Raw genomic sequence first — 21749 nt, forward strand, 5'->3', positions numbered from 1 at the left:
TGGGAGAGTTATCCACACCTGAGGGCGGTCGCGAGGTCAGCGCATGACGACTACGTGGGTGGCTCCCGCGGCGAAGGTCCAGATGGCCGCGGACATCGAGGCCGAGACCCGGATGCAGCCGTGGGAGGCCTTGTAGTTGGTGCCGAGCAGGTAGTCGGCGTGGATCTGCTTCCCGTTCGACTTGTACGTCGGGATCTGGTGGAACCCGATCCCGCAGGGAGCGAACCGGACGAAGTTGTTCAGGTACAGGCTCGCGCCGTCGGTGTTCTTCCGGATCCGCGCCGCCCGCCCGCACTTCCCGCCACTCGTGTAGTTCCCGGCGCGCAGGTACGACGGGTTGTCGATGATCCCGCCCTGCCGGACGACCTTGCCGCGTGCATCGATCAGCCACACCCAGTTCTGCGTCTGGCTGAGGACGATCCGCCGCCCGCTCCCGGACCGCCGCGGCACCGACCGCACGTCACACCGCTTCGCCGTCGCCGCCATCAGCCGCGAGTACGTCGTACTGTTCAGGGCACCGGACTGGCTCAGGACGTTGGCGGACTGGAACCGGACCGTGGCCGCCTTGGTCATCGTGCCGATCTTGCCGTCCACCGGCCCGGCCGTGCAGCCGAGCTTGTTCAGCCGTGTCTGGGCCGCCTTCGCCTGTGTCACCGTGAGCGCGTCGGCCGGCAGCGCCGTACCTGCCGCGACCAGCGTCACGGCCGCTGCGGCGATCCCGAGTTTGGAAAGAATTCGCATGCGGTCACCCCCTTGGTCGTGGGCGAGGAACCCACGCCCACTACTACCTCTCCGGATAGGACGTCCACCGGCACCGAAAGGTTGAGTCCCCACCCCGGTCTGTTCCGGTGACGTTCATGACCTCTCACAAGACCTTTTACCCCGCTAGACTTGGAGGGGTGATCTTCAAGCGCGTCGGGGAGGAACGCCCGTACCCGGACCATGGCCTGCAGCCGAAGGACTGGTCTTCGCTGCCGCCGAGGCAGGTGCGGCTGGACGAGCTCGTCACCACCAAGGGCACCCTCGACCTGAACGCGCTGCTCGACGAGGACTCCACCTTCTACGGCGACCTGTTCGCGCATGTCGTGGAGTGGAAGGGTGAGATGTTCCTCGAGGACGGCCTGCACCGCGCCCTGCGTGCCGCGCTGCAGCAGCGTTTGGTCCTGCATGCCCGGGTACTGGTCGTGGACTGACCAGATGGCTGCTCACGGGGGGTTGAGCCGATGACCGCGATCCATCCGCAACCGAGGCCGCACTCGCGGATCCATTGGCGTACGCCGATCACGATGGTGGCACTGCTGGTGATCCTGGTCGGCGGAGCCTGGTGGGGCTGGAACTCCTTGATCAACAGCAGCGCCGAGCCGACCTGCGTCGACCAGAAGCTGCCGAACAACCGACTGCTGCCCAAGCAGGTGGTGGTGAACGTCTACAACGGTGGAGCCAAGGCAGGTACGGCGGCCGCCGTGGCCGACGTACTCAAGAAGCGCGGGTTCCACGTCGCGAAGATCGCGAACGAGCCGAAGGGCGACAAGATCGACGTCGTCGCGCTCCGCGGCGCGACCGACAAGGCGCCCGAACTCCTCCTGATCGCCGGCCAGCTCAACCAGAAGGCCCTGATCATCGGCGACGACCGCACCGACCACACCGTCGACCTGGTCGTCGGCCCCGGCTACACCAGCCTCAGGGCCAAAGGCCTCCCGTCAGTGGCCCTGGCCCCCGACACCACCCTCTGCCTCCCCATCATCCACACCCCCCAGCCCATCCCCTCAGGCCAGAACCCCAACTGATCATTTAGTGCTGTTCGCGGCCGCGTTCGCCGAACCAGCCGGCCAGGCGGCCGGCTCGGGAGACGGCTCGGAGGCGGCGGGCGGTCTGGTCGCGGAGGGGGCTGGGGGCGACGACGAGGAGGGAGTCGCCGGCTCGGAGGACGGTGCGGCGGTCAGGGACGAAGGCGCGGTCGCCGCGGATGATCAGCGAGACGGACACGCCGACAGGCAGGCGCAGCTCGCCGATCTCGACGCCGGCCAGGCGCGACTCGCTCGGCACGTGCACCTGCAGCATGTCGGCCCCGAGCGATTCCAACGGCGCGACGTCGATGTCCACCTCGTACGACGCGTTCTCGTCGAGCACCTTCAGGCGGCGAGCCAGCCACGGCAGGGACGGACCCTGCAGCAGCGTGAACAGCAGGACCAGCACGAAGACCACATCGAAGATCCGGTCTGCCTGGGGCACGCCCGCCGCCAGCGGGATGGTCGCCAGCACGATCGGCACCGCACCGCGCAGCCCGGCCCAAGCGACGAAGGTCTGCTCATTCCACGGCATCCGGAACGGCGTCGCCGACACAACGACCGACGCGAACCGCCCGACCACGGTCACCGCGACCCCGATCACCAGCGCGATCACGAGGTCGTCCCACCCGATCCGGCCCGGGGACGCGAGCAGCCCGAGCATGATGAACAGCCCGATCTGCGCCAGCCAGGCGATCCCGTCGACGAACGAGCGGGTCGCCATCCGGTGCGGCAACTCGGCCCGCCCGAGGATCAGCGAGGTAACGTACACCGCCGCGAACCCCGACACATGCAGCAGCACCGTGCCGCCGGCGTACGAGAGGATCGCGAGCGACAGCACCGCGACCGGATACAGACCGGCCGAGCCCAGCGCGACCCGGCGGAGCAAACCGACGCTGACCCAGCCGATCAGGAACCCGAACAACGCGCCGACGACCAACTCGTAGAGTGCCAGCCCGGCGAAGTACCAGATGCCCTTCTCGCCGACCTCGCCCGTGCTCACCAACGTCACCAGCAAGACCGTCGGCGCGTCGTTCAGACCGGACTCGGCCTCGAGCGCACCTCGCAACCTCGGTCTGATCGGGACGCGACGCAGTACGGAGAACACCGCGGCCGCGTCGGTCGGCGAGGTGACTGCGCCGAGCAGCACCGCGTACTGCCAATCCAGCCCCAGCACGAAGTGCGCGACACAGGCGACCACTCCGACGCTGATCGCGACTCCGACGGTCGCCAGTACGAGGCCCAGCGGCATCACGGGACGTACTTCGTTCCACCGGGTGGTCAGACCGCCCTCGGTCAGGATCACCACCAGCGCGGCGAACCCGAGGGCATGCGCCAGCTGCGCGTCCTCGAAGTTGATGTGTCCGGGGCCCGATTCACCCAGCAGCAGGCCCATCCCGAGGTAGATCAGCAGCGAGGGGAGCCCGAGCCGTCCGGACAACCGGACCGCGACGATCGCGACCAGCAGCACCGCCGCGCCGGCCAGGAGAATCCTGTCGAGCTCCGAGACGTCCATATGGGCCCCCCGCTGCGTCTGGTCCCGAGGTCAGGTCCAGAGAGACGAAAACCCTGACGCATCACACAGCATCAGGGTCTCCGGCCTTCTGCCACCCCGGAGGGCGGTTGGCGGTGGCGGAGGGAACCGTCGCAGGCTCCTCCCAAATCCCACAGCCGTTGATATGTGGTTGGTTGGTCCCACACTTCGTGCGGAACCAACCAACCACATGGCGGTGGCGGAGGGATTTGAACCCTCGGACGGGGGTTGCCCGTCACGCGCTTTCGAGGCGCGCTCCTTCGGCCGCTCGGACACGCCACCGCCGCAGAGGCTATCAAGGTCTGTGCCCGATGAAGAAATCGCGCAGCCGCGCGCCCGCCTCGTCGGCCATCACTCCACCGACCACTTCGGGCCGATGATTGAGCCTGCGGTCCCGGACGACGTCCCACAACGACCCCACCGCACCCGCCTTCTCGTCGTAGGCCGCGAAGATCAGCCGCTCCAGCCGGGACAGCACGATCGCGCCCGCGCACATCGTGCAGGGCTCCAGCGTGACCACGAGCGTGCAGCCGGTCAGCCGCCACTCGCCCACATGCCGGGCAGCCTCCCGGATCGCGAGTACTTCGGCATGCGCGGTCGGGTCCCCGGTCGCTTCCCGCTCGTTGTGACCACGTCCGATCACCTCGCCCGAAGCGTCCACCACGATCGCCCCGATCGGTACGTCGGGCAGCGCCTTCTCGCCTTCCGCCAGCGCCAGGGCCATCAGCCGGGCCCACTCCCGCTGGACCGCCGGGCTAACCAAGGGCTTCGATCGCCTCGTGGAACTGGTTGCCGAACCCAAGGGCCTCGGCGACCTCCTCGAGCATCTCCTCCGGGTAGAGGTCGACGTCGTCGCACAGCGCACCCAGGTCCATCGCGCTCATCCCGAGATCGGCGATGATCGCCAGGTCGCCGGCCGGAACCTGCTCGTCGTCGTCATCGGCCAGCGGGATGTCGAGCTCGTCCACGACCTGCCGGGCCAGCGGCCACTCGGTCGCGGCGGTGACGTCGGAGATCAGCAGCCGGGCCCGGCCGCCGATCACGCGCAACAGCAGGAAGAAGTCCTCGTCCACCGAGATCATCCCCAGCACCCCGGCCTCACCGGGGTAGCGGCGAAGAGCCGACACCAGGGTGGACAGCTCAGGCTCACCGCGCAGCACCAGCGGGGTGACGTTCCACACGCCGTCCTCGGTGTAAGCGGCGACCGCGAAGTCGAGGTCGGTGGTCATCGGCCCTGCCGTGGCATCAGACACCGGATCATCGTCGCAGACTCGCGCCGTCCAAGGGAGCTATTCACGATCTCGACGTGATATCGGTACCGCGAACACACGGAGTCACAACGCTTGCTCTCAGTGATGGTACGTCGCCCTGCGCATCGCTTCCCGAAGCTGCCGGACCCGGGCTCGCCGGGGTGCGATCCGGTCCCGGAGGGCGCGCGCTTCCTCGAGCTCCCGCAGGAACGCCGCACGGCGGCGGAGGCGGTCGACTTGTTCGGGCGTCTTGGCACCGCTGTCCGTCATCGGCGTACTCCCTGGTGGGCGAGGCAGGGCACAGTCCAATGCACTTTCGAGTTTGACAGCGAGCGAGCTTTCCCGCGCCGAATCGCCGACGGTACCGTTCCGGCTTATGCAGATCCTCGTTGTGGACCACCCGCTCGTCGCCCACAAGCTCACCGCGCTGCGGGACGAGCGCACGGACTCGCCCACGTTCCGGCGGCTGACCGAGGAGCTCGTCACGCTGCTCGCCTACGAGGCGACCCGCGACGTCCGTACCGGCCCGGTCACCGTGCAGACCCCGGTCGCCGAGGCGCAGGGCGTGAAGCTGTCCGCGCCGAAGCCGCTGGTCGTCCCGATCCTGCGCGCCGGCCTCGGCATGCTGGAGGGGATGTCGCGGCTGCTGCCGACCGCGGAGGTCGGCTTCCTCGGCATGATCCGCGACGAGGAGACCCTGCGGGCGTCGACGTACGCCGAACGCCTTCCGGAGGACCTGTCCGGTCGGCAGTGCTACGTCCTGGACCCGATGCTGGCGACCGGCGGAACGCTGTCCGCGGCGATCCAGTTCCTGGTCGACCGCGGTGCGGACCACATCACCGCGATCTGCCTGCTGGCCGCACCCGAGGGCGTCGAGCACGTGGAGCGCGAACTCACCCACCTCGACGTCCCCTGCAACCTCGTCATCGCCGGCATGGACTCGCACCTGAACGAGAAGGGCTACATCGTGCCCGGCCTCGGCGACGCCGGCGACCGCCTCTACGGCGTTGCCCAGTAAAGAAAAGCAGTTGTAGGGAGAGAGCCTCGGCGACGCCGGCGACCGCCTCTACGGCGTTGCCCAGTAAAAGAAAAGCAGTTGTAGGGAGAGAGCCTCGGCGACGCCGGCGACCGCTTGTACGGCGTCGCCAGCAATTAGGGAGAGGGCCTGGGCGACGCCGTAGACCGCCTCTACGGCGTCGCCCAGTGGAGGGTCAGACCAGGGTGTCGCGGTAGAAGAGGTTGGCGCGGCGGTCGCCGGTGACGCCGGACGCGAAGCCGAAGCAGAGCCGCGGGCGTCCGAGGCGGTCGACGTGCACGCCGACGCCTTCGGCCTCGCGGTACACGAGGTCTGCTCCGTCCAGGATCCGCGTGGACTCGACGACTTGACCGCTGTTGATGTCGAAGCACCAGAGCTTCGAGGTGAACAGAGCCGGATCGGGCGCGCCGGAGTACGCCTCACCCTCCCAGAGATAGACATACGAGCCGTACAGCGCCCAGCCCTGGAAGTCGATGCCCTCGGTCATCGCGGGCTGCTTGAACGACGCGATCGGGCGGGAGAAGTTGCCCGCCCGGGCGGCGAGCAGCGAGTACACGTTGATGTGGAAACCGTCGGACAGTGTGTGCCGGATCCCGATCTGCCCGTGCCGCTGGTCCACCGACGGGGTGAACACGGCCCCGTCCGCGACCGGTTTCCAGCTCCGCAGGCCCGGTGAGTCCTTGGTCAGCGTCGCGCCGTCCTGCCAGCGGAAGCGGGCGATCTGGCGGCCCCGGGCGTTCGCCGGGTCCACGTCGGTCTCGGTCCACAGGTACGTCGTACGCCCGACCGCCTCGGCCCCGATCGAGACGGCGTGACCGAACCCGCTCAGGTACATGTGACCGACGACGTCACCGCCGACGCTGAGCCGCGTCAGTGTCAGATCACCGCTGTTGGAGGCAGTCTTGGAGCGCAGTTGGCCGGCGAAGAGCCGCTGGTTCACGTTGTCGAAGGCGATCGACTGCATCACCGTCACATCGGCCAGCGGCTTGCTGCGGAACAGCTCGCCACCCGGCCCGTCCAGAGCGAAACGTCGGCTCCACGGGAGGCTGGGCGTGTGGGCGGCGGCGGGTGATCCGACGGCGCCGGCGACGAGCATCGCACCGGCACCGGCCAGCAACCCACGGCGGGAGAGGTTGTCCATAACGCCGACCGTAGGCGATTTACCGCGAACTGTCAGCAGTCCGCTCAGATTTTCCTGCTAACTAACCATCAAGGAGTGTTAGAACGCATACGGGTACGGCGACCAGTCGGCCGGGCGCTTCTCCAGGAACGCGTCGCGGCCCTCGGCGGCCTCGTCGGTGCCGTAGGCGAGCCGGGTCGCCTCACCAGCGAACAACTGCTGACCGACCAGCCCGTCGTCGATCAGGTTGAACGCGTACTTGAGCATCCGCTGCGCGGTCGGCGACTTCGCGCAGATCTTCCGGCCCCACTCCAGCGCGACCGCCTCGAGCTCGGCGTGCGGCACGACCTTGTTCACCATGCCCATCCGGTACGCGTCCTCGGCGGAGTACTCGTCACCCAGGAAGAAGATCTCCCGCGCGAACTTCTGCCCCACCTGCCGGGCCAGGTACGCCGACCCGAAACCACCGTCGAACGACGCCACATCCGAGTCGGTCTGCTTGAACCGCGCGTGTTCCGCGGACGCCAGGGTCAGGTCCGCGACCACGTGCAGGCTGTGCCCGCCGCCCGCGGCCCAGCCCGGTACGACGCAGATGACGACCTTCGACATGAACCGGATCAATCGCTGCACCTCGAGGATGTGCAGCCGGCCGGCCTTCGCCGGGTCGATGCTGTCCGCCGTGGTGCCCTCGGCGTACTTGTATCCGTCCTTGCCCCGGATCCGCTGATCGCCACCCGAACAGAACGCCCAGCCGCCGTCGCGCGGCGACGGTCCGTTGCCGGTGAGCAGCACGCAGCCGACGTCGGTCGACATCCGCGCGTGGTCCATCACCCGGTACAGCTCGTCCACCGTGTGCGGCCGGAACGCGTTGCGCACCTCGGGCCGGTTGAACGCGATCCGCACCACCCCGGCGTCGACCGCCCGGTGATAGGTGATGTCGGTCAGCTCGAACCCGTCCACCTGCTTCCAGGCCGACGGGTCGAAGATCTCGGAGACGAACGCGGACTCGGTCACGTCCGCGAGCATATTTCAGGCTCTGGCGGTACTTTCGCGCAGGACTACCTCGGCCTTGAACGTCTCGGTGGCCGGTTCGCCACCCGCGATCGCCAGCTCCAGTGCACGCCGGCCCATCTGCTCCAGCGGCAGCCGGACCGTGGTCAGCCCCGGCCACACGTCCCGCAGCGTCGCGATGTCGTCGAACCCGGCCACGCCGATCTCGTTCGGTACGTCGACCCCGCGCGCCCGCAACGCGGACATCGCGCCGACCGCCATCACGTCGTTCACCGCGAACAGACAATCCACGTCGGCCTTGCGATCCAGCAGTTCGCCGGCAGCGGCGTACCCGCCGTCGCGAGTGAACTCGCCGGCCTGCACCACCAGCGGTTGCAACCCGGCTTCGGCGAGTGCGGCAACGAATCCGTCGCGCCGGTCGCGGGCGGTCGCCAGGCTGTCCGGCCCACCGAGTACGGCGAACTTCCGCCACCCCAACCGCACCAGCGAACGAGCCATTTCGGCTGCACCGGCACGGTTGTCGGGCTCGATCGTGTGCGCAGGCATCCCAGATTGGCTGACCAGGGCGAGGCCGGCGCCGGAGTTGAGGAATGTCTCCACCTCGGTCGCGGTCCGCGCCAGGCTCTCCGCATCAGTACGCCGGCTGCCGATCATCACCGCGGCCCGCGCCCGCTGCGCCCGCAACGACGACAGGTAGGCGATCTCGCGGTCGGAGTCGCGGAACGTGCTGGCCATCATCACCAGCAGGTTGCGTTCGTCCGCGGCCCGCATCACGCCGTTCGCGATCGCCGCGAAGTACGGATCCTCGATGTCGTGCACGAGGATGCCGACCACGTTCGTCGACGACTTCGCCAGCGCCTGCGCCTGCGCGTTCGGCGTGTAGCCGAGTTCGTCGGCGGCGGCCTTGACCCGTTCCTGCAGCTCCGGACGGGGCACCCGGTCCCCGCCGTTGAGCACGCGAGAGGCGGTCGCGACCGACACACCCGCGCGCTGTGCCACGTCCAGCAATGTCACCGGTGCTCGAAGATTCACTGGCCTACCCTTCCGTACTCTCCCCCGGGGCGGTGGCGGTCACCTTATCGGAATTCGCGCTCCGTCACCGCTGCACAGCCGCGTCCGGTCACGCTGTGTGCTGTCAAGTCGCTGCCAATCCCGGCAGAGCCTGGCTTTGGGGCGCGCGAGTGACTAGCCTTCCCAGCCATGACGACCGTCCGCGCCAGGATGACGATCCTGGTCTCGTCCACCGTGCTCAGCCTTGCAACCGTCACCGGTACCGCCGCGGCTGCTCCGCTCCCGGACGACTCCGGTACGCCGGTCGCTCCCGCACCCGCTGCCACCGGCGTACCGCCGTACGTCGACCCGGCCACGCACAGCACCAAGCCTATCTACGACTACGCCTCCGCGGTCCGTGAGTCCGTGTACGTCGACACGACGATCGACACCGATTCCGACGGCAAGGACGACGTGATCGCGGTCGACATCGTGCGGCCGAGCGAGACCGAACTGACCGGCCTGCGCATCCCGGTGATCATGGACGCGTCGCCGTACTACTCCTGCTGCGGACGCGGCAACGAGAGCGAGAAGAAGACGTACGACGAGAACGGCGTCATCCAGAAGATGCCGTTGTACTACGACAACTACTTCGTCCCGCGCGGGTACGCGGTCGTCGGCGTCGACATCGTCGGCACCGGCCGGTCCAGTGGTTGCGGCGACGTCGGCGGCAAGGACGAGATCGACTCCGTAGTTGCGGTGATCAACTGGCTGAACGGCCGCAACAGCGCACATACCGCCGACGGGCAACCAGTGCGCGCGACCTGGACCAACGGCGCGGTCGGCATGATCGGCAAGTCGTACGACGGCACGCTGGCCAACGCTGTCGCGGCGACCGGCGTCCGCGGACTGAAGACGATCGTGCCGATCTCGGCGATCTCCTCGTGGTACGACTACACCCGCTCCGGCGGCGTACCGTACTCCGACGACTACATGCCCTGGCTGGGCGGGTACGTCGGGCACGACAGCCCTGCGTGTGAAGCGGTTCGCGGTGATCTCGGGGACAACGACGACGACGATACCGGCGACTACACGACGTTCTGGGCCGAGCGGGACTATCTGAAGGACGCCGGCAAGGTGAAGGCGTCGGTGTTCATGACGCACGGCCTGAGCGACTACAACGTGCAGACCAACCACTTCTCGCAGTGGTGGGCGGCGCTGGCGAAGAACAACGTGCCGCGCAAGCTGTGGCTGGGTCTCGAGGATCATGTTGACCCGTTCGAGTTCCGTCGCGACGAGTGGGTCGACGAACTACACAAGTGGTTCGACTACTGGCTGCAGGGCCTGCAGAACGGCGTGATGAAGGAGCCGATGGCATCGGTCGAAACCGCGCCGGACGTCTGGCGCGACTACAAGACCTGGCCCGCGGTGAATCACTCGATCCCGGTCCCGCTGTCCGACGGCAAACTAGGTGCCCTGGGCAAGGGATCTGTGACCGTCACCGACGATCCCGAACTGACCGAGGACGACATCGTCGCCGACCCGTCCGAGGTGATCGCCGGCCGGCAGATGTTCCTGTCCGCACCGCTGCCGCGGTCGATCCGGATCAGCGGCACGCCGACAGTGACGCTGAAGATCAAGTCCGACTCGATCACGACACCGGTCACCGCGCGGCTGATCGAGTACGGCGACGCGGAGCGGTACACCGGCGTACGTCGTACTGATGAAAGCACGTGTGAAGGGTCGAGCGTCGACTACGACGACAGCTGCTACTTCACCGTCGACAAGGTCACCGAACAGAGCGACCACGGCATCGTCAGCCGCGGCTGGATCGACGCCGCGCACAGCGCCTCCCTGAGCAAGCCGAAGCCGCTCACCCCCGGCAAGTGGACCACCGTCAGCGTCCCCCTCCGCGCCCAGGACGAGGTGATCCCGAAGGGCCGCATCCTCGGCCTCGCCGTCACCCTGTCCGACACCGAATGGACCACCCCCAACGACACCGGCGCCACCATCGACATCGACCTGGCCGGCAGCCAACTCAACCTCCCCCTCACCACAGGCAAGGTCCCCGCGCCCGCCAAGGTCCAAGCGATCGACGTAAACATCAAAACCCCGTCCCAACGCCCAGACCTCCACGACCCAACCAACTGAACCAGCCCACGCGATGCCTCAGGCAACCGCAGGCACGGGAGGTGTGAGGTGGACGCCACAGGTGGGGGTGCGGACGTGCCGCACTCACCAACCTGCCCGTCGGCCGATCTCCACACCCGAGGTGAGCGTGGCGACCTCAGCCTCTGGGTGGTTGGTGAGTGCTGCGGGTCCGCCCGCGACGCGACGATCCCGCCGGTCCGCGATGCACGCGAGGTGTGCTGGTGGTTCAACACCACCGTGTTCACGACACCGGCGGCTACATCGCCTGGTCCTACTCGAACGTGAAGCGATAGACCTGGGATTCGCGTTGTTGGAAGCCTAGGCGTTGGTACAGGCGGTTTGCTGCTGCGCGGGATGGGCGGGACGTCAGGTCGACCGTCTTGGCGCCGGCCAGCCGCGCGATGCGGAGGGCGTCCTCGGTCAACGCGGCGCCGACCCCTTGGCCGCGGGCTGCGTCATCGACCACGACGTCCTCGATCCGCGCCCGCAGGCCGGTGGGGATCGGGAACATCACCAACGTCAGCGTGCCCACGATCGTGTCGCCAGTGCGCGCGAGCAGAACCGTATTGGTCTCACAAGAAACCAACCGCTCCAACGCCTCTCGGTCGAGCGCCACCGCCGAAGCCGACAGTTGCGGCATCAGCCGGCCGAAGGCCTGTTCCACCTCGTCGGTGATCTCACCCAGCACCTCGATCGCAACGCTCACAACCCGCAGAATACTCAGCCCCAGCAGCACACTGAGGACCCGCCGGGATCCCGCCTGCGTGGTAGGGATGGTGATCATGAGAATCGTCGTGGTCGGGGCCGCGGGCACGTTGGGAAGCGCGCTTGCCGGCCTTCTGAAGACCGAGGGGCACGAGATCGCCGGGGTGTCCCGGTCGTCGGAGCCGCCAGTGGACCTCAGCCGGCCCGAGTCACTCGAGGATGCGCTGAGAGCCCTGGCGCCGTTCGACGGACTCGTATGCCTCGGCCCTGGTACGCCGCTGCGCCCGCTGGCCGAACTCACCCCGGCCCAACTCGAGACGGACTTCGCCGGCAAACTGTTCGGCCAGATCGAGGTACTGCGGGTCGCGGCCACCCTGATGACGAACGGCGTCGTCGTACTCACCGGTGGTGCGTCGCCGGAGTTGGAGGGCGGCTCGGGCGGCACGGCCGTCAACGCCGCCCTCGCGGCCTTCATCACCGCCGCCCGCCGGGAACTCCCCGAACACATCCGCGCCCACGTCGTGTCCCCAGGCTGGGTCACCGAGAGCATCCCACCCGACTGGGACATCCCAGACTCAACTCCCGCCGCCGTGGTGGCAGCCGCCTACCTCCACACCCTCACCGCCCCGGACACACCCGCGGTGATCACCGTCCCATAGCTCTGGATCCCCGCCCCCGCGCGGAGGAGGCTACGAGCAAATGCCTGAAACCGACCTCACCCTCCTGCCGGACATCCAGTACGCGAGCCCGGACGGCATCCCGCTCTGCCTCGATGTCCTCATGCCGAAGCGGCTGCCCAACCCGACCCCAGCCGTACTGCGGATTGATGGTTGTCCAGCCTGGGGACCCGGGGACCGCTCATCAGCCATGCTGCCGTTCGTGAACCCCGCACTCGCCCAGGCGGGTTTCCTGACCGTTGCCCTCTCTGTTCGGCACAGCGGCCAAGCCACCTTCCCCGCCCAACTCCATGACGTCCAAGCCGCTGTCAGCTGGCTGCGATCCAATCCCCTGGACCTCCCCGTCGACACCGACCACATCGGCATCTGGGGTCAGTCGGCCGGCGGCCATCTCGCTGCCCTGGCCGGCCTCGTCCCCGGCAGCGACGTACAAGCCGTCGTCACGATCAGCGGCCCGAGCGACCTTCTACAGCCAGGCGGCGCGATGCAGATCGACCGACCGTCCCCGGTCACGGCTCTCGTAGGCGGCGACGTGAGTACGCACGCCGAACAGCTACGCGCCGCCAGCCCAATCGCTCAGGTCACCGCCGACGCTCCGCCGTTCCTGATCATCCATGGCACTCGCGACGAAACCGTCCCCTACGAGCAGTCCGAACGCCTGCATCGCGCTCTGCTTGACGCTGGTGCGGCCGCGGACCTCATCGCCGTCGACGGCGGTCACCACAACCTCCGGCCCGATCCGAATGCCCGCTACGAGGGCCGGACTTGGTACGACGTCGCGGGCGAAGCCACCAGGTTCTTCCAGTATTACTTGGCCTCGGCAACGAAATGCATGGGGTCGCCGAAGCCGAGGTCGGTGATGCCGGCGGTGTAGAAGGCGCCGATCAGCAGGGACCGCCGGTGGGCGGCGAACGTGAGTACGTGCGCGACCATTCCGCCGTACGTGAAGACGCGCGGTGGTTCGCACGTGGTGTCGACGAAGCTCTCGTCGAAGCGGCCGTCCTCGTTCAACTGGTTGACCAAGGCAACGAATCGGGATCCCGCCTCCGCGTGCCGGACGCGCAGCTCGGAGATCGGTGTGACCACCTGCCGTCCGCACTCCGGCACCTGGAACGGCCGGTCCTCCACCGACGCCAGCCACATCTCCTCCTGCCAGACCAGCCGGTCCAGCAGATAGCGGATCGAGATGTCGTCGTCGATCCCTTCCACCGAGAGCTCGATCGGCCGGTCCAGAGTCGCCGCGTCGAGCCGCCCACCGCGCTCGATCATCTCTCCGGTCAACCACACGTGGTGCTCGACCATCCTGACCAGTACGTCCATGCCTCTCACCTCTTCCCTGGCCGGCAGGCGCAAGCCCGCCGGTGGCTGAAAATGAACCCCACTGGGCGCCGTCAGGAAGAACACCCGCGACGCCTCCCGTCGCCACTCCCGCGGCGACATCCCATAAGCCCTGGCGAACGCCCGCGTGAACGCCTCGTGCGACCCGTACCCGGCCTCGACCGCGACCTCCAGTACGGCGACCTGCTCGGCCAGCAACCGGTACGCCGCCCGCTCCAGCAACAACCGCCGCCGGAACGCGAACGGCGATTCGCCGGCCACCGCCCCGATCACCCGATCGAAATGGAACCGCGACAGATGCACCCGGCCCGCGAGATCGGTCCCGTTCACCACCTCACACGGCCCGGCCAGCCCCTCGGCCACCACCGCCACAAACTCCTCGAACACATCCGCCATACCCCCACTCTGCACTCCCCACCCCCCACCGCACTTGATCGAAATTGCGGAGCACCGGTTATCGCGGTGCGGAGTACTCCGCAGTGTGTAGTAGTGTGTGGGGCAGAGCACCGGGAGGGTGGTCTGAGGGGTCCTTCCTCCCGGTGCGCCGAGGGAGGGTCATGGACACGAGCCAGTTGCTCAAAGGCGTGCTGGATCTTGCGGTGCTCGCGGTGCTGCGGGATGCGGACGGCTACGGGTACGACGTACTGCGGCGGCTGCGGGCAGCCGGGCTGGAGGAGGTCGCGGACGCGTCGGTGTACGGGACGTTGCGGCGGTTGTTCGCGGCGGGTGCGCTGACGTCGTACGTGCAGCCGAGTGAGGAAGGGCCGCACCGCAAGTACTACGGGCTGAACAAGACCGGCCGGGAGCTGCTCGACCGGTCCACCAAGACCTGGAACCACTTCGCCGACACGATGTCGGTGCTGCTGCTGGAGAAGGAGGCGGCGTGAACAGCACTGTGACCGGAGCGGTCGCGACCTACCTGGCCCAGGTGCGGGCCGAGCTGAGCGACCTGCCGGCCGGCGAGCTGGAGGATGTGCTCGAGGAAGTCACCGGTCACCTCACCGAGGTGGCCGGCGAGTTCGACGAGGAGCCGGCCTCCGCCGCCTTGCAGGAGCGGTTGGGTACGCCGCGGCAGTACGCCGACGAACTGCGGACCGCGGCCGGTTATCCCGCACGGACGCAGCCGGTCGCCGATCGGGACGCCGGCCGGAAGGCACTGCGCTGGGGCCTGATCGCGGCCACCGTCGGCCCGTTCTTCGTTGCCATCGGCGTGTTCGCCTGGTCGCACGAGGAGAGCGCGTTCTTCGGGTTCGTCGGGTTCGCGGTGCTGTTCGGCGCGGCGTACCTCGGGGTCCGGGCGCTGCGCGGTCACGACCCCCGGATCGTGCTGGACACTCCCCGAGGCGAGCAGAGCGCGACCGCGATCCGCGGCATGATCGAGCAGGTCCCGCCGAACGTCCGGTACGAGCTCGTCTCGATCGGCCAGCCGGTCTGGTGGGTGGTCCGCGGTGTGCTCGGCGGCGGCGGGTTCTTCGCGCTGTGGGGCGCCGGTGCGGTCACCGTCGTCGGCGCGCTGGCCGGTGCCGCGATCTCGATCTGGATCGGCCGCCGGACCCAGCAGGACCGCCGCTGGCTGTGGTACGTCGTACCCCTCAACGTCGTCGCGACGATCGCCGTCCCGGCCTTCCTGGCCGCGGCGTACATGGGTGCGTCGTTCGGGTTCCTGAACAACTACGGCGACTACAGCGGCAGCTCGTCGTCGTACAACCCGCCGGACGGTCTCATGTACGGCGGGAGCAACGTCTCCAACCTCTACCCGTTCGATGCCCAGGGCAAGCAGGTCTCGGTCCGGCTCTACGACCAGGACGGCAACCCGATCAGCCTGGAACTGCAGGACTGCGCCGCGACCTTCGACGGGAACCAGCCGCAGCACAGCAATCTCTTCCCGCAGGCCGTGGTGAGCCCCGACGAGAACGGGAACGTCGACAGGGCGACCTGCAAGGACTCCACCAAGGCGCCGTTCGTGCCGCCGCCGGCCCCGGCCACGTCGCTCCCGCCCACCCCGACTCCGAACCCGACCCCAAATCCGACCCCAAATCCGAACCCGACGCCGACCAAGAGCACCCAGCCGACTGCCAAGGCTCCGACGCCTAAGCCAGGAGTCACGCTGACGGTCTCGCCGACGCGCTAGGCGGCCAGCGACTTGGTGAGACGGACAGCGCCCACCGGCGCCGGGTCGGTGGAGAGCGCGTAGCCGGCCTTCTGGTACAGCAAGATGTTGCGGTCGCTGTGCTCACCCGTGAAGAGCGCGGCGGCCGAGACATCGTCCGGCGCCTGCCCCTCGGCGAAGGCGAGCAGCCGACGCCCCAGGCCGGTGTGCCGCCGGTCCGGCGCCACCATCAGCCGGCCGATCTCCCACGCGTCTCCGTCGCGGCGCGCGCGCACCGAGCCAACAAGGCGCCCACCCGATCGCACGCACCAAGTCGACCAGGTCCGCAGACTCTCGGCGACTTCATCCTCCGACTCCAGCAGCGCCGGCAGATCGAGCCGCGCGTTGGCCAGGGCCTCGTCAACCCAGCAGCATCGCTGTAGAACCAGCAGCTCCGCCGCGTCGCTGACAGCGGCCGGGACGATCTCGTCGCCGTCGCGGTACAACGGCCTCAGTACGTCGGCCACCCGGCTCAGCTCGACGAGCGCATCGCGGGCGCGCAGGGCCAGCCGATCCGTCGCGATCACCCGTCCGTCCCGCAGATCGTCGGCAATCCGCAGGAAGATGTCTCCGCCGATCGACAGCATCCGCAGGGACGTGGCGACCCCACGAGCCATTTGTACGCCGCGCGTCCCGGCCGACGTGTTCCCGTACCCGATGAAGAGACACGGCTTCCAGGCCCACTCGGCCTGCAGATAGTCGAAGGCGTTCTTCAAAGTCGCCGGCATCGCGAAGTTGTACTCACTCGTCACGAAGACGAACGCGTCGGCCTCTGCAACTGTCCGGCTCCAGGCGCGCGTGTGCTCATGCACGTAGTTGCCGGTCGAGGGATGCTCGGGCTCGTCGAGGAACGGCAGTCCGATCTCGCCCAGGTCGGCCACGTCGAGCTCCACCCCGAGCTCGACCGCGGTAGCCGTCGTGGCGGCAGTGAACCAGTCACCCACCGCGGGCCCGAGCCGGCCGGGGCGAGTGCTGGCGATGACTACCAGGATTTTCTTTGACACGTCAAAGAGCGTAGCTGGCAATCTTTGACACGTCAAAGAGTAGGATCGGCCCGTGACCGGAACCCGATGGCTGAGCACCGACGAGGAGCGCGCGTGGCGGGCGGTCCGTCGGCTGCTGACCGTCGTACCGTCGCGGCTGGCCCGGGACCTGAACCAGCTCGGTCTCTCGACCGCCGACTACGAGGTGCTGAGCACGCTCTCGGAGAAGCCGGACCGGCGCTGGGGACTGAAGGACTTCGCGGAGAAGATGCAGTGGTCGCGGAGCCGGCTGTCACACCACGCGGCCAGGATGGAGGCGCGGGGGCTGATCGAGCGGGAGCCGGATCCGTCCGACGCCCGCGGCTCGATCTATCACCTGACCGACCAGGGATTCGAGATCCTCGCCGAGGCCGCGCCGGGTCACCTCGACTCGGTCCGCGGGCGGTTCATCGACCACCTCAGCGCTGACGAACTCGCAGTACTGGAGCGGATCTCGACCCGGATCGCCGACCTGCCCGACTGATCAGAAATGGGCCGCCGCGAGCCTGCGGTACGTGTAGCCGAGCCGCCGGTAGACCGCGATCGCGGCCGCGTTGTCGCCGTCCACCATCAGCGCCGCGCGCCCGTGCCGCTTGACCAGCTCAGCGGTCACGAACCCGCACACCTGCCGCGACAATCCCTTGCCCCGAGCAACGGATCGGGTCGCGACTCCAGCCAGGAATCCAACCTCCGGCGCACTCCACGCATCAGCCGCGATGCTCAGCAGCTCACCACCGTCACCGGTCACCGCCGCCCACCGTCGTACGCCGCCACGCCCGGGCCACGCGTACGACGACGGCGAGGCCTCCGTCAGCAACTCCTCCACGCCGTCGTCGCCATCGAGCCAGGCCGCCGTGGTCGTCACGACCGGCATCTCGGCCGTGTCCATCCAGCCGAACGACGCCGAGAACTCCATCCCCGGCACCCGATCCGCCAGCTCCCGCAGCAACTGCTCATCCCCAAAAGGGCGGTACGTCGGACCTACCTCGGCAACCACCTTCGACGTCAACCGAGCCACAGCATCCGCCGGGCCGGCGACAGCCAGCCGATCCCGCTTGGAGAGATCGGGCGCCGCCACGGCCACCGCGTCACCGTCGTACCAGGCCCGGACGCCTTCGCTGAAGCCTTGCCCCGCCCAGACGATCAACGGATCGCCGGCACTCGCCCGGATCAGGTCGGCCGACGTCGGAATATTGCGCACGCAGCTAAGTGTCCCGTATGCGATGTAGCTTGGCTCCATCGGCGCCCAGGCACGCACCTCGACACCGCTATCGCTCAAGCTACATCGCTTACGGGACACTTCGTGCGTCAGCGCGCTGGACGGCGTAGGGGACGAGGTGGTGGTAGCCACGGACCGAGACGCGGCGGAGGCGGCGCAGGCGGAAGGCGGGGTGGCCGTCCAGGGCGGCAGCCAGCTCACGGTCGGCCAGGACGCGGCCCGGCTTGCACTCCGCGGTCAGGCGGGCGGCCAGGTTGACGACCTCGCCGTACACGTCGCCGAGGCGGATCAGGATGCTGCCGTACGACAGACCGATCCGCAGCTCGGGCATGTCCTCGGCGGCAGTGACGGCTTCCTGCAGGGCGAGTGCGACCGTCGCGCCCTGGGCGGCCGTGTCGGTGACGAACAGGACCTCGTCGCCCATCGACTTGATCACCCGGCCGCCGTTCAGCGCGACCACGTCCGCGGCCATGCCCTCGAACCGCTCGATCAACTGGCCGAGCTCGGTCTCGGTCATCCGCCGGGCCAGCCGGGTGTAGCTGACGATGTCCGCGAAGCCGACCGCGCGGATGCCGCGGGCCAGCTCGTCGGAGCCGGCCACCGCGCGCCCGGCCGCGGCGGCCAGGTGCCGGCGCCATACGTACGTCTGCAGGCGCTCCATCGCGGGCAGCAGTTGGCCGGCCACCTCGATCGCCTCGTCCGCGGACAGCTTCGAGCCGGCCAGGAAGTCCAGGAACATCGCGGACTGCCAGGACGCCAGCCGCGACTGGGTCTGGCCGAGCTTGCGCGCCAGCGACGATTCCATCTCTTCGGCGACGAAGTTGTCGTCCTCCAGCGCGGCGACCAGCCTCAGCGCCTCGACGTCGTCGTCGGTGAAGGCGACCTCGTCGTCCGGCACGGTCGCGAACCCGAGCGCGTGCCACATCCGCTCGGCCCGTTCGCTCGAGATCCCGGCCCGCTGCGACACCTCGAGCCGGGTGAACTTCCGCTCCCCGCCCAGCAACGCCCGCTCGAACTCCCGCTGCATCCCAGCCAGATCCACCTGCCCACTCACAGCCGGATCTTCTTTGTCCACCGACTGCTGAGGAGCCACGACGCCGGGGTCTCCCACCTCTTCTTCTTTGTCCACCACTGCTCAGGAGCCACGGCGCTCGACGATGGTGGCGTCGATGGCATCGCGGAAGGCGGGTAGCTTGCGGGTCAGCTCGTCGAACTTCTCCCGGGTGAAGTGCAGCAACTGCAGCCGCGACTTCGCCGTCACCGTTGCCGTGCGCAACGTGTTCTTCCGGACCGCGACCTCACCGGCGATGTCACCGGGGCCGAGCTCGGCGATCTCCTCGCCCTTCACCCGGACCGCCGCCGTACCGCTCAGGATCAGGTACGCCGCGTCCGGTGGGGTCTGCTCCAGGATCAGCGACCAGCCGGCCGGCACGGAGACCTCCTCGCCGGCCCGGAAGATGTCCCTGATGTCACGTCCGGACAGATCCGCGAACAGCGGCAGGTCCCGCGGGGATGTCCTACCCAAAGCCACGTCGATCCTCCGAGCCCGCCGGGCCACCCCGGCGATCAGCCGATGTTTCCAGTCGGTAACTCTAACGGCTCTCCGCGGCGAAGGTCACCCCAGGCTGGACGCGACCAGGAGCACAGGCGGCCGGCGGCGGTGGATGGCGAGGTGCGGGTGGCGGGCGACCTGGTCGGGGGCCGGGATCGGCTCGTCGACCACGTCGAGGCTGAAGCCGTGCCGGCGGAGGGCGGCCAGGGTCGAGGCGATGGTGCGGTGATACTTGATCACACCGTCGACGAACCAGGAACGTTGCCGCAGGCCTTCGTCCGCGTAGTCGTCCAGCACGCAGTCGGCGGCAACCATCGGCGCCGTCATCACCGGATGCTCGACCGAGAACACGAACGAGCCACCAGGCGTCAGCCATCGCGCCACCCGTGCGACCAGGTCGGAGAAGTCCTCGACGTAGTGCAGCGCCATGCTGCTCACCACGAGATCCACACGCCCCGGCGCCAGGTCGAAAGCAGCCAGATCCGACCGCACGTAACGAACAGCAGGATGCTGAGCCGCGGCTGCGAGCATCTGTTCCGATGCGTCGACCGCAATCACCTCGTCCGCCCCCGCCTCGGCGAGCCGGACCGCCAGACCACCCTCACCACATCCGAGATCGACAACCCGCAGTTCCCCGACCGGTGGCAGGACGGCGTCCATCGCGGGGATCTCGAGTTCGTCGTTCAGCCCGAGCCCGGTCCGCCGCAGTTCGCGATAGCCGTGCAGGAACGCCGGATCGTCGTACACCTCGGAGCCCTTCACAGCCAGCGCTCCAGGTCATGGATGTCGATCATCGGCAGCTCCCACCGCAGCGCGAACTGCTCCAGGTCGGCCGGCCCCGCCATCACGCCGTCCGGTCGCATCACCTCGCAACAGACCCCGACCGGCGCCATCCCGGCCGCGACACACAGCGCGACCGTCGCCTCGGTGTGTCCTTGCCGTTCGGCCAGCAACCCGGGTCGCGCCGCCAGCGGGAACACGTGCCCGGGCCGCAGGAAGTCGGCCGGCAGAGCGTCCGCCGACGCCAGCCGGCGAATCGTCGCCGCCCGCTCTGCCGCGGCGACCCCGGTCCCGGACGAGGACGCCAGGTCCACCGACACATGCATCGCCGTCCCCTGCCGATCGCCCTCACCTGGCATCGGCGGGATCTCCAACCGCTCCAGTACGTCGGCCGCAGACGGAATCGTCGTGTGCCCACAGACCTGCGTGAGCAGGAATGTCATCGCCTCCGGCCGGAACCGTTCACCGGCGAACACGACGTCGCCCTCGCTCTCCGCCGTCGGATCCCAGACGACGACACCACCACCGGCGGCGACCTGCGCGACCACCTTCTCTACGCCGACCTCGCCGCTCAACTGTCCAGCCCACGGCAACTGCGAAACCGCCCGCAGCAACTCGGGGCCATGCCCCTCGCGCGCCATCCGGACAAGGAGGTCGCTCTCCAGGTTGACCCGATCGCCTTCGACCAGTGTCCCGAGCTTCGTCTTCTGCAGGGTGTTCGGCACCAGGACGACCGAGAACCGGTCCTTCAGTACCTCGGCGACGATGATGCTCACGCCGTCGATCCCGACCGACGACTTCGCCACCAGCCGGGCGAGCAACCGATCCGGCGGCCTGATCCAGAGTCGGCGGCCGGCCGGTTCGTCATCGACCCGGAGCACCTTGCCGACGCCCTCGACATGCCCCTGGATCAGGTGACCGTCGATCCGGTCGCCCACCGCGACGGGCAGTTCGACATGCACCGTCGTACCGGAGGTGATGCGATCCAGCGTCGTACGGCGCCGGGTCTCGGCGGTCACGGTCACCCGGAGTTCGCCGGGAGCGGCCGGCTCCGCGGTGAACCTGACCCCGTCGACACAGACCGCACCACCCGGCGCGACCGTGAGTCCGGACTTGATCCGCAGTACGTCGTCGGTGACCTCGGCGACCGTGGCGGTGTGCTCGATTCGTCCTGTGAACATGCTTCGCTCTCCGGCAGAAGGATCCGGCCAGGGACCCGAACGGGTCCGAGCTGAGGCGGGGTATCACCGCGTGGCCCCGGTCGTGGCCGGGTCACTCCGCCGTCCGGCGGAGCCGACGGGCCCGGGATCGCTCCCGACCGTCACACCTGGAATCGCACCAGTCGGCAGTAAACCACACGCCAGCCGTTGACCGTCGTGACAGCCGAGGCTACCGTGACCGGAAATCGATTTCTCAGCCAGAGCTCTG

General features: G+C 68.5%; 25 protein-coding genes and 1 tRNA gene. 9 read left to right on the top strand and 17 right to left on the bottom strand.

Features of this window, described 5'->3' with window-relative positions; translation table 11 throughout:
- Positions 1-36: 36 nt before the first annotated feature.
- A complete protein-coding gene (locus tag E0H75_RS02255; protein ID WP_131511346.1) occupies positions 37-741 on the bottom strand; it encodes a L,D-transpeptidase family protein in 705 nt (234 codons plus the stop codon).
- Positions 742-899: 158 nt separating this feature from the next.
- On the opposite strand from E0H75_RS02255, the gene E0H75_RS02260 reads away from it, so the two are divergent.
- Positions 900-1193 (top strand): type II toxin-antitoxin system VapB family antitoxin, encoded by a 294-nt coding sequence (locus E0H75_RS02260; protein ID WP_131365755.1) that lies wholly within the window; start codon positions 900-902, stop codon positions 1191-1193.
- Positions 1194-1223: 30 nt separating this feature from the next.
- Positions 1224-1787 (top strand): LytR C-terminal domain-containing protein, encoded by a 564-nt coding sequence (locus E0H75_RS02265; RefSeq protein WP_131511347.1) that lies wholly within the window; start codon positions 1224-1226, stop codon positions 1785-1787.
- 4 nt (positions 1788-1791) lie between these two features.
- On the opposite strand, the gene E0H75_RS02270 is transcribed toward E0H75_RS02265, so the two are convergent.
- The 5 genes from E0H75_RS02270 to E0H75_RS42870 form a co-directional block, all read right to left on the bottom strand.
- Entirely contained in the window at positions 1792-3303 is a 1512-nt protein-coding gene (locus tag E0H75_RS02270) for a potassium/proton antiporter (RefSeq protein ID WP_131511348.1), read from the bottom strand.
- Between the two features lie 209 nt (positions 3304-3512).
- Positions 3513-3603, bottom strand: a tRNA-Ser gene (locus E0H75_RS02275).
- 13 nt (positions 3604-3616) lie between these two features.
- Positions 3617-4045 (bottom strand): nucleoside deaminase, encoded by a 429-nt coding sequence (locus E0H75_RS02280; protein WP_131512960.1) that lies wholly within the window; start codon positions 4043-4045, stop codon positions 3617-3619.
- Between the two features lie 31 nt (positions 4046-4076).
- Entirely contained in the window at positions 4077-4574 is a 498-nt protein-coding gene (locus E0H75_RS02285; RefSeq protein WP_337589493.1) for a tRNA adenosine deaminase-associated protein, read from the bottom strand.
- A 96-nt stretch (positions 4575-4670) separates the two neighbouring features.
- Positions 4671-4841 (bottom strand): hypothetical protein, encoded by a 171-nt coding sequence (locus E0H75_RS42870; protein WP_165553398.1) that lies wholly within the window; start codon positions 4839-4841, stop codon positions 4671-4673.
- 106 nt (positions 4842-4947) lie between these two features.
- On the opposite strand from E0H75_RS42870, the gene upp reads away from it, so the two are divergent.
- Complete coding sequence (gene upp / locus E0H75_RS02290) at positions 4948-5589, top strand: uracil phosphoribosyltransferase (RefSeq protein WP_131365749.1); 642 nt, start codon at positions 4948-4950, stop codon at positions 5587-5589.
- 193 nt (positions 5590-5782) lie between these two features.
- Here the strand turns inward: upp and E0H75_RS02295 are convergent, their stop codons facing one another.
- The 3 genes from E0H75_RS02295 to E0H75_RS02305 all read right to left on the bottom strand — a co-directional run bounded on the left by E0H75_RS02295 (position 5783) and on the right by E0H75_RS02305 (position 8737).
- The gene (locus tag E0H75_RS02295) at positions 5783-6748 is read right to left on the bottom strand and encodes a phage baseplate protein (RefSeq protein ID WP_131511349.1); all 966 of its coding nucleotides are present in this window, start codon (positions 6746-6748) and stop codon (positions 5783-5785) included.
- A gap of 78 nt (positions 6749-6826) precedes the next feature.
- Complete coding sequence (locus E0H75_RS02300) at positions 6827-7741, bottom strand: 1,4-dihydroxy-2-naphthoyl-CoA synthase (RefSeq protein WP_238162770.1); 915 nt, start codon at positions 7739-7741, stop codon at positions 6827-6829.
- Positions 7742-7756: 15 nt separating this feature from the next.
- Positions 7757-8737, bottom strand: a complete 981-nt coding sequence (locus tag E0H75_RS02305) for a LacI family DNA-binding transcriptional regulator (protein WP_238162771.1) — start codon at positions 8735-8737, stop codon at positions 7757-7759.
- A gap of 201 nt (positions 8738-8938) precedes the next feature.
- On the opposite strand from E0H75_RS02305, the gene E0H75_RS02310 reads away from it, so the two are divergent.
- Complete coding sequence (locus tag E0H75_RS02310; RefSeq protein WP_131511352.1) at positions 8939-10879, top strand: Xaa-Pro dipeptidyl-peptidase; 1941 nt, start codon at positions 8939-8941, stop codon at positions 10877-10879.
- A 271-nt stretch (positions 10880-11150) separates the two neighbouring features.
- On the opposite strand, the gene E0H75_RS02315 is transcribed toward E0H75_RS02310, so the two are convergent.
- Positions 11151-11585 carry a GNAT family N-acetyltransferase gene (locus E0H75_RS02315; protein WP_131511353.1) on the bottom strand — a complete coding sequence of 145 codons (435 nt, stop codon included), beginning with the start codon at positions 11583-11585 and terminating at the stop codon, positions 11151-11153.
- A gap of 76 nt (positions 11586-11661) precedes the next feature.
- On the opposite strand from E0H75_RS02315, the gene E0H75_RS02320 reads away from it, so the two are divergent.
- The gene (locus tag E0H75_RS02320; RefSeq protein WP_165553400.1) at positions 11662-12243 is read left to right on the top strand and encodes an NAD-dependent epimerase/dehydratase family protein; all 582 of its coding nucleotides are present in this window, start codon (positions 11662-11664) and stop codon (positions 12241-12243) included.
- A gap of 40 nt (positions 12244-12283) precedes the next feature.
- Positions 12284-13135 carry an alpha/beta hydrolase gene (locus E0H75_RS02325; RefSeq protein WP_131511355.1) on the top strand — a complete coding sequence of 284 codons (852 nt, stop codon included), beginning with the start codon at positions 12284-12286 and terminating at the stop codon, positions 13133-13135.
- Here E0H75_RS02325 and E0H75_RS02330 read toward each other — a convergent pair.
- Positions 13069-13995, bottom strand: coding sequence for a helix-turn-helix domain-containing protein (locus tag E0H75_RS02330; RefSeq protein ID WP_131511356.1), 927 nt, complete (start codon positions 13993-13995; stop codon positions 13069-13071). The genes E0H75_RS02325 and E0H75_RS02330 overlap by 67 nt on opposite strands.
- Before the next feature lie 161 nt (positions 13996-14156).
- Here E0H75_RS02330 and E0H75_RS02335 point away from each other — a divergent pair, with 161 nt between their 5' ends.
- A complete protein-coding gene (locus E0H75_RS02335) occupies positions 14157-14486 on the top strand; it encodes a PadR family transcriptional regulator (RefSeq protein WP_131511357.1) in 330 nt (109 codons plus the stop codon).
- Complete coding sequence (locus E0H75_RS02340) at positions 14483-15730, top strand: HAAS signaling domain-containing protein (protein WP_131511358.1); 1248 nt, start codon at positions 14483-14485, stop codon at positions 15728-15730. The genes E0H75_RS02335 and E0H75_RS02340 overlap by 4 nt, the downstream gene beginning before the upstream one ends.
- Here E0H75_RS02340 and E0H75_RS02345 read toward each other — a convergent pair.
- Entirely contained in the window at positions 15727-16752 is a 1026-nt protein-coding gene (locus E0H75_RS02345) for a bifunctional NAD(P)H-dependent oxidoreductase/GNAT family N-acetyltransferase (protein WP_238162772.1), read from the bottom strand. The two genes, E0H75_RS02340 and E0H75_RS02345, sit on opposite strands and share 4 nt — an antisense overlap.
- A 52-nt stretch (positions 16753-16804) precedes the next feature.
- Between E0H75_RS02345 and E0H75_RS02350 the strand changes: the two genes are divergently transcribed.
- The gene (locus E0H75_RS02350; RefSeq protein ID WP_131511360.1) at positions 16805-17254 is read left to right on the top strand and encodes a MarR family winged helix-turn-helix transcriptional regulator; all 450 of its coding nucleotides are present in this window, start codon (positions 16805-16807) and stop codon (positions 17252-17254) included.
- Here the strand turns inward: E0H75_RS02350 and E0H75_RS02355 are convergent, their stop codons facing one another.
- From E0H75_RS02355 to E0H75_RS02375, 5 genes are all read right to left on the bottom strand, one after another.
- Positions 17255-17971, bottom strand: coding sequence for a GNAT family N-acetyltransferase (locus E0H75_RS02355; protein ID WP_238162773.1), 717 nt, complete (start codon positions 17969-17971; stop codon positions 17255-17257). It lies immediately after the preceding gene.
- Between the two features lie 88 nt (positions 17972-18059).
- Positions 18060-19043: an adenylate/guanylate cyclase domain-containing protein gene (locus E0H75_RS02360; protein WP_238162774.1), complete on the bottom strand. Its 984-nt coding sequence runs from the start codon at positions 19041-19043 to the stop codon at positions 18060-18062.
- Positions 19044-19124: 81 nt separating this feature from the next.
- Positions 19125-19520 (bottom strand): cyclic nucleotide-binding domain-containing protein, encoded by a 396-nt coding sequence (locus tag E0H75_RS02365; protein ID WP_131365731.1) that lies wholly within the window; start codon positions 19518-19520, stop codon positions 19125-19127.
- 84 nt (positions 19521-19604) lie between these two features.
- On the bottom strand, positions 19605-20303 hold the full coding sequence (locus tag E0H75_RS02370) for a class I SAM-dependent methyltransferase (RefSeq protein ID WP_131511361.1): 699 nt from the start codon (positions 20301-20303) through the stop codon (positions 19605-19607).
- Positions 20300-21502 (bottom strand): 3,4-dihydroxy-2-butanone-4-phosphate synthase, encoded by a 1203-nt coding sequence (locus E0H75_RS02375; protein ID WP_131511362.1) that lies wholly within the window; start codon positions 21500-21502, stop codon positions 20300-20302. Before E0H75_RS02375 ends, E0H75_RS02370 begins: the two co-directional genes overlap by 4 nt.
- Positions 21503-21749: the final 247 nt, after the last annotated feature.

It is taken from the genome of Kribbella capetownensis, from assembly GCF_004331485.1.
GTDB classification, from domain to species: Bacteria; Actinomycetota; Actinomycetes; order Propionibacteriales; family Kribbellaceae; genus Kribbella; species Kribbella capetownensis.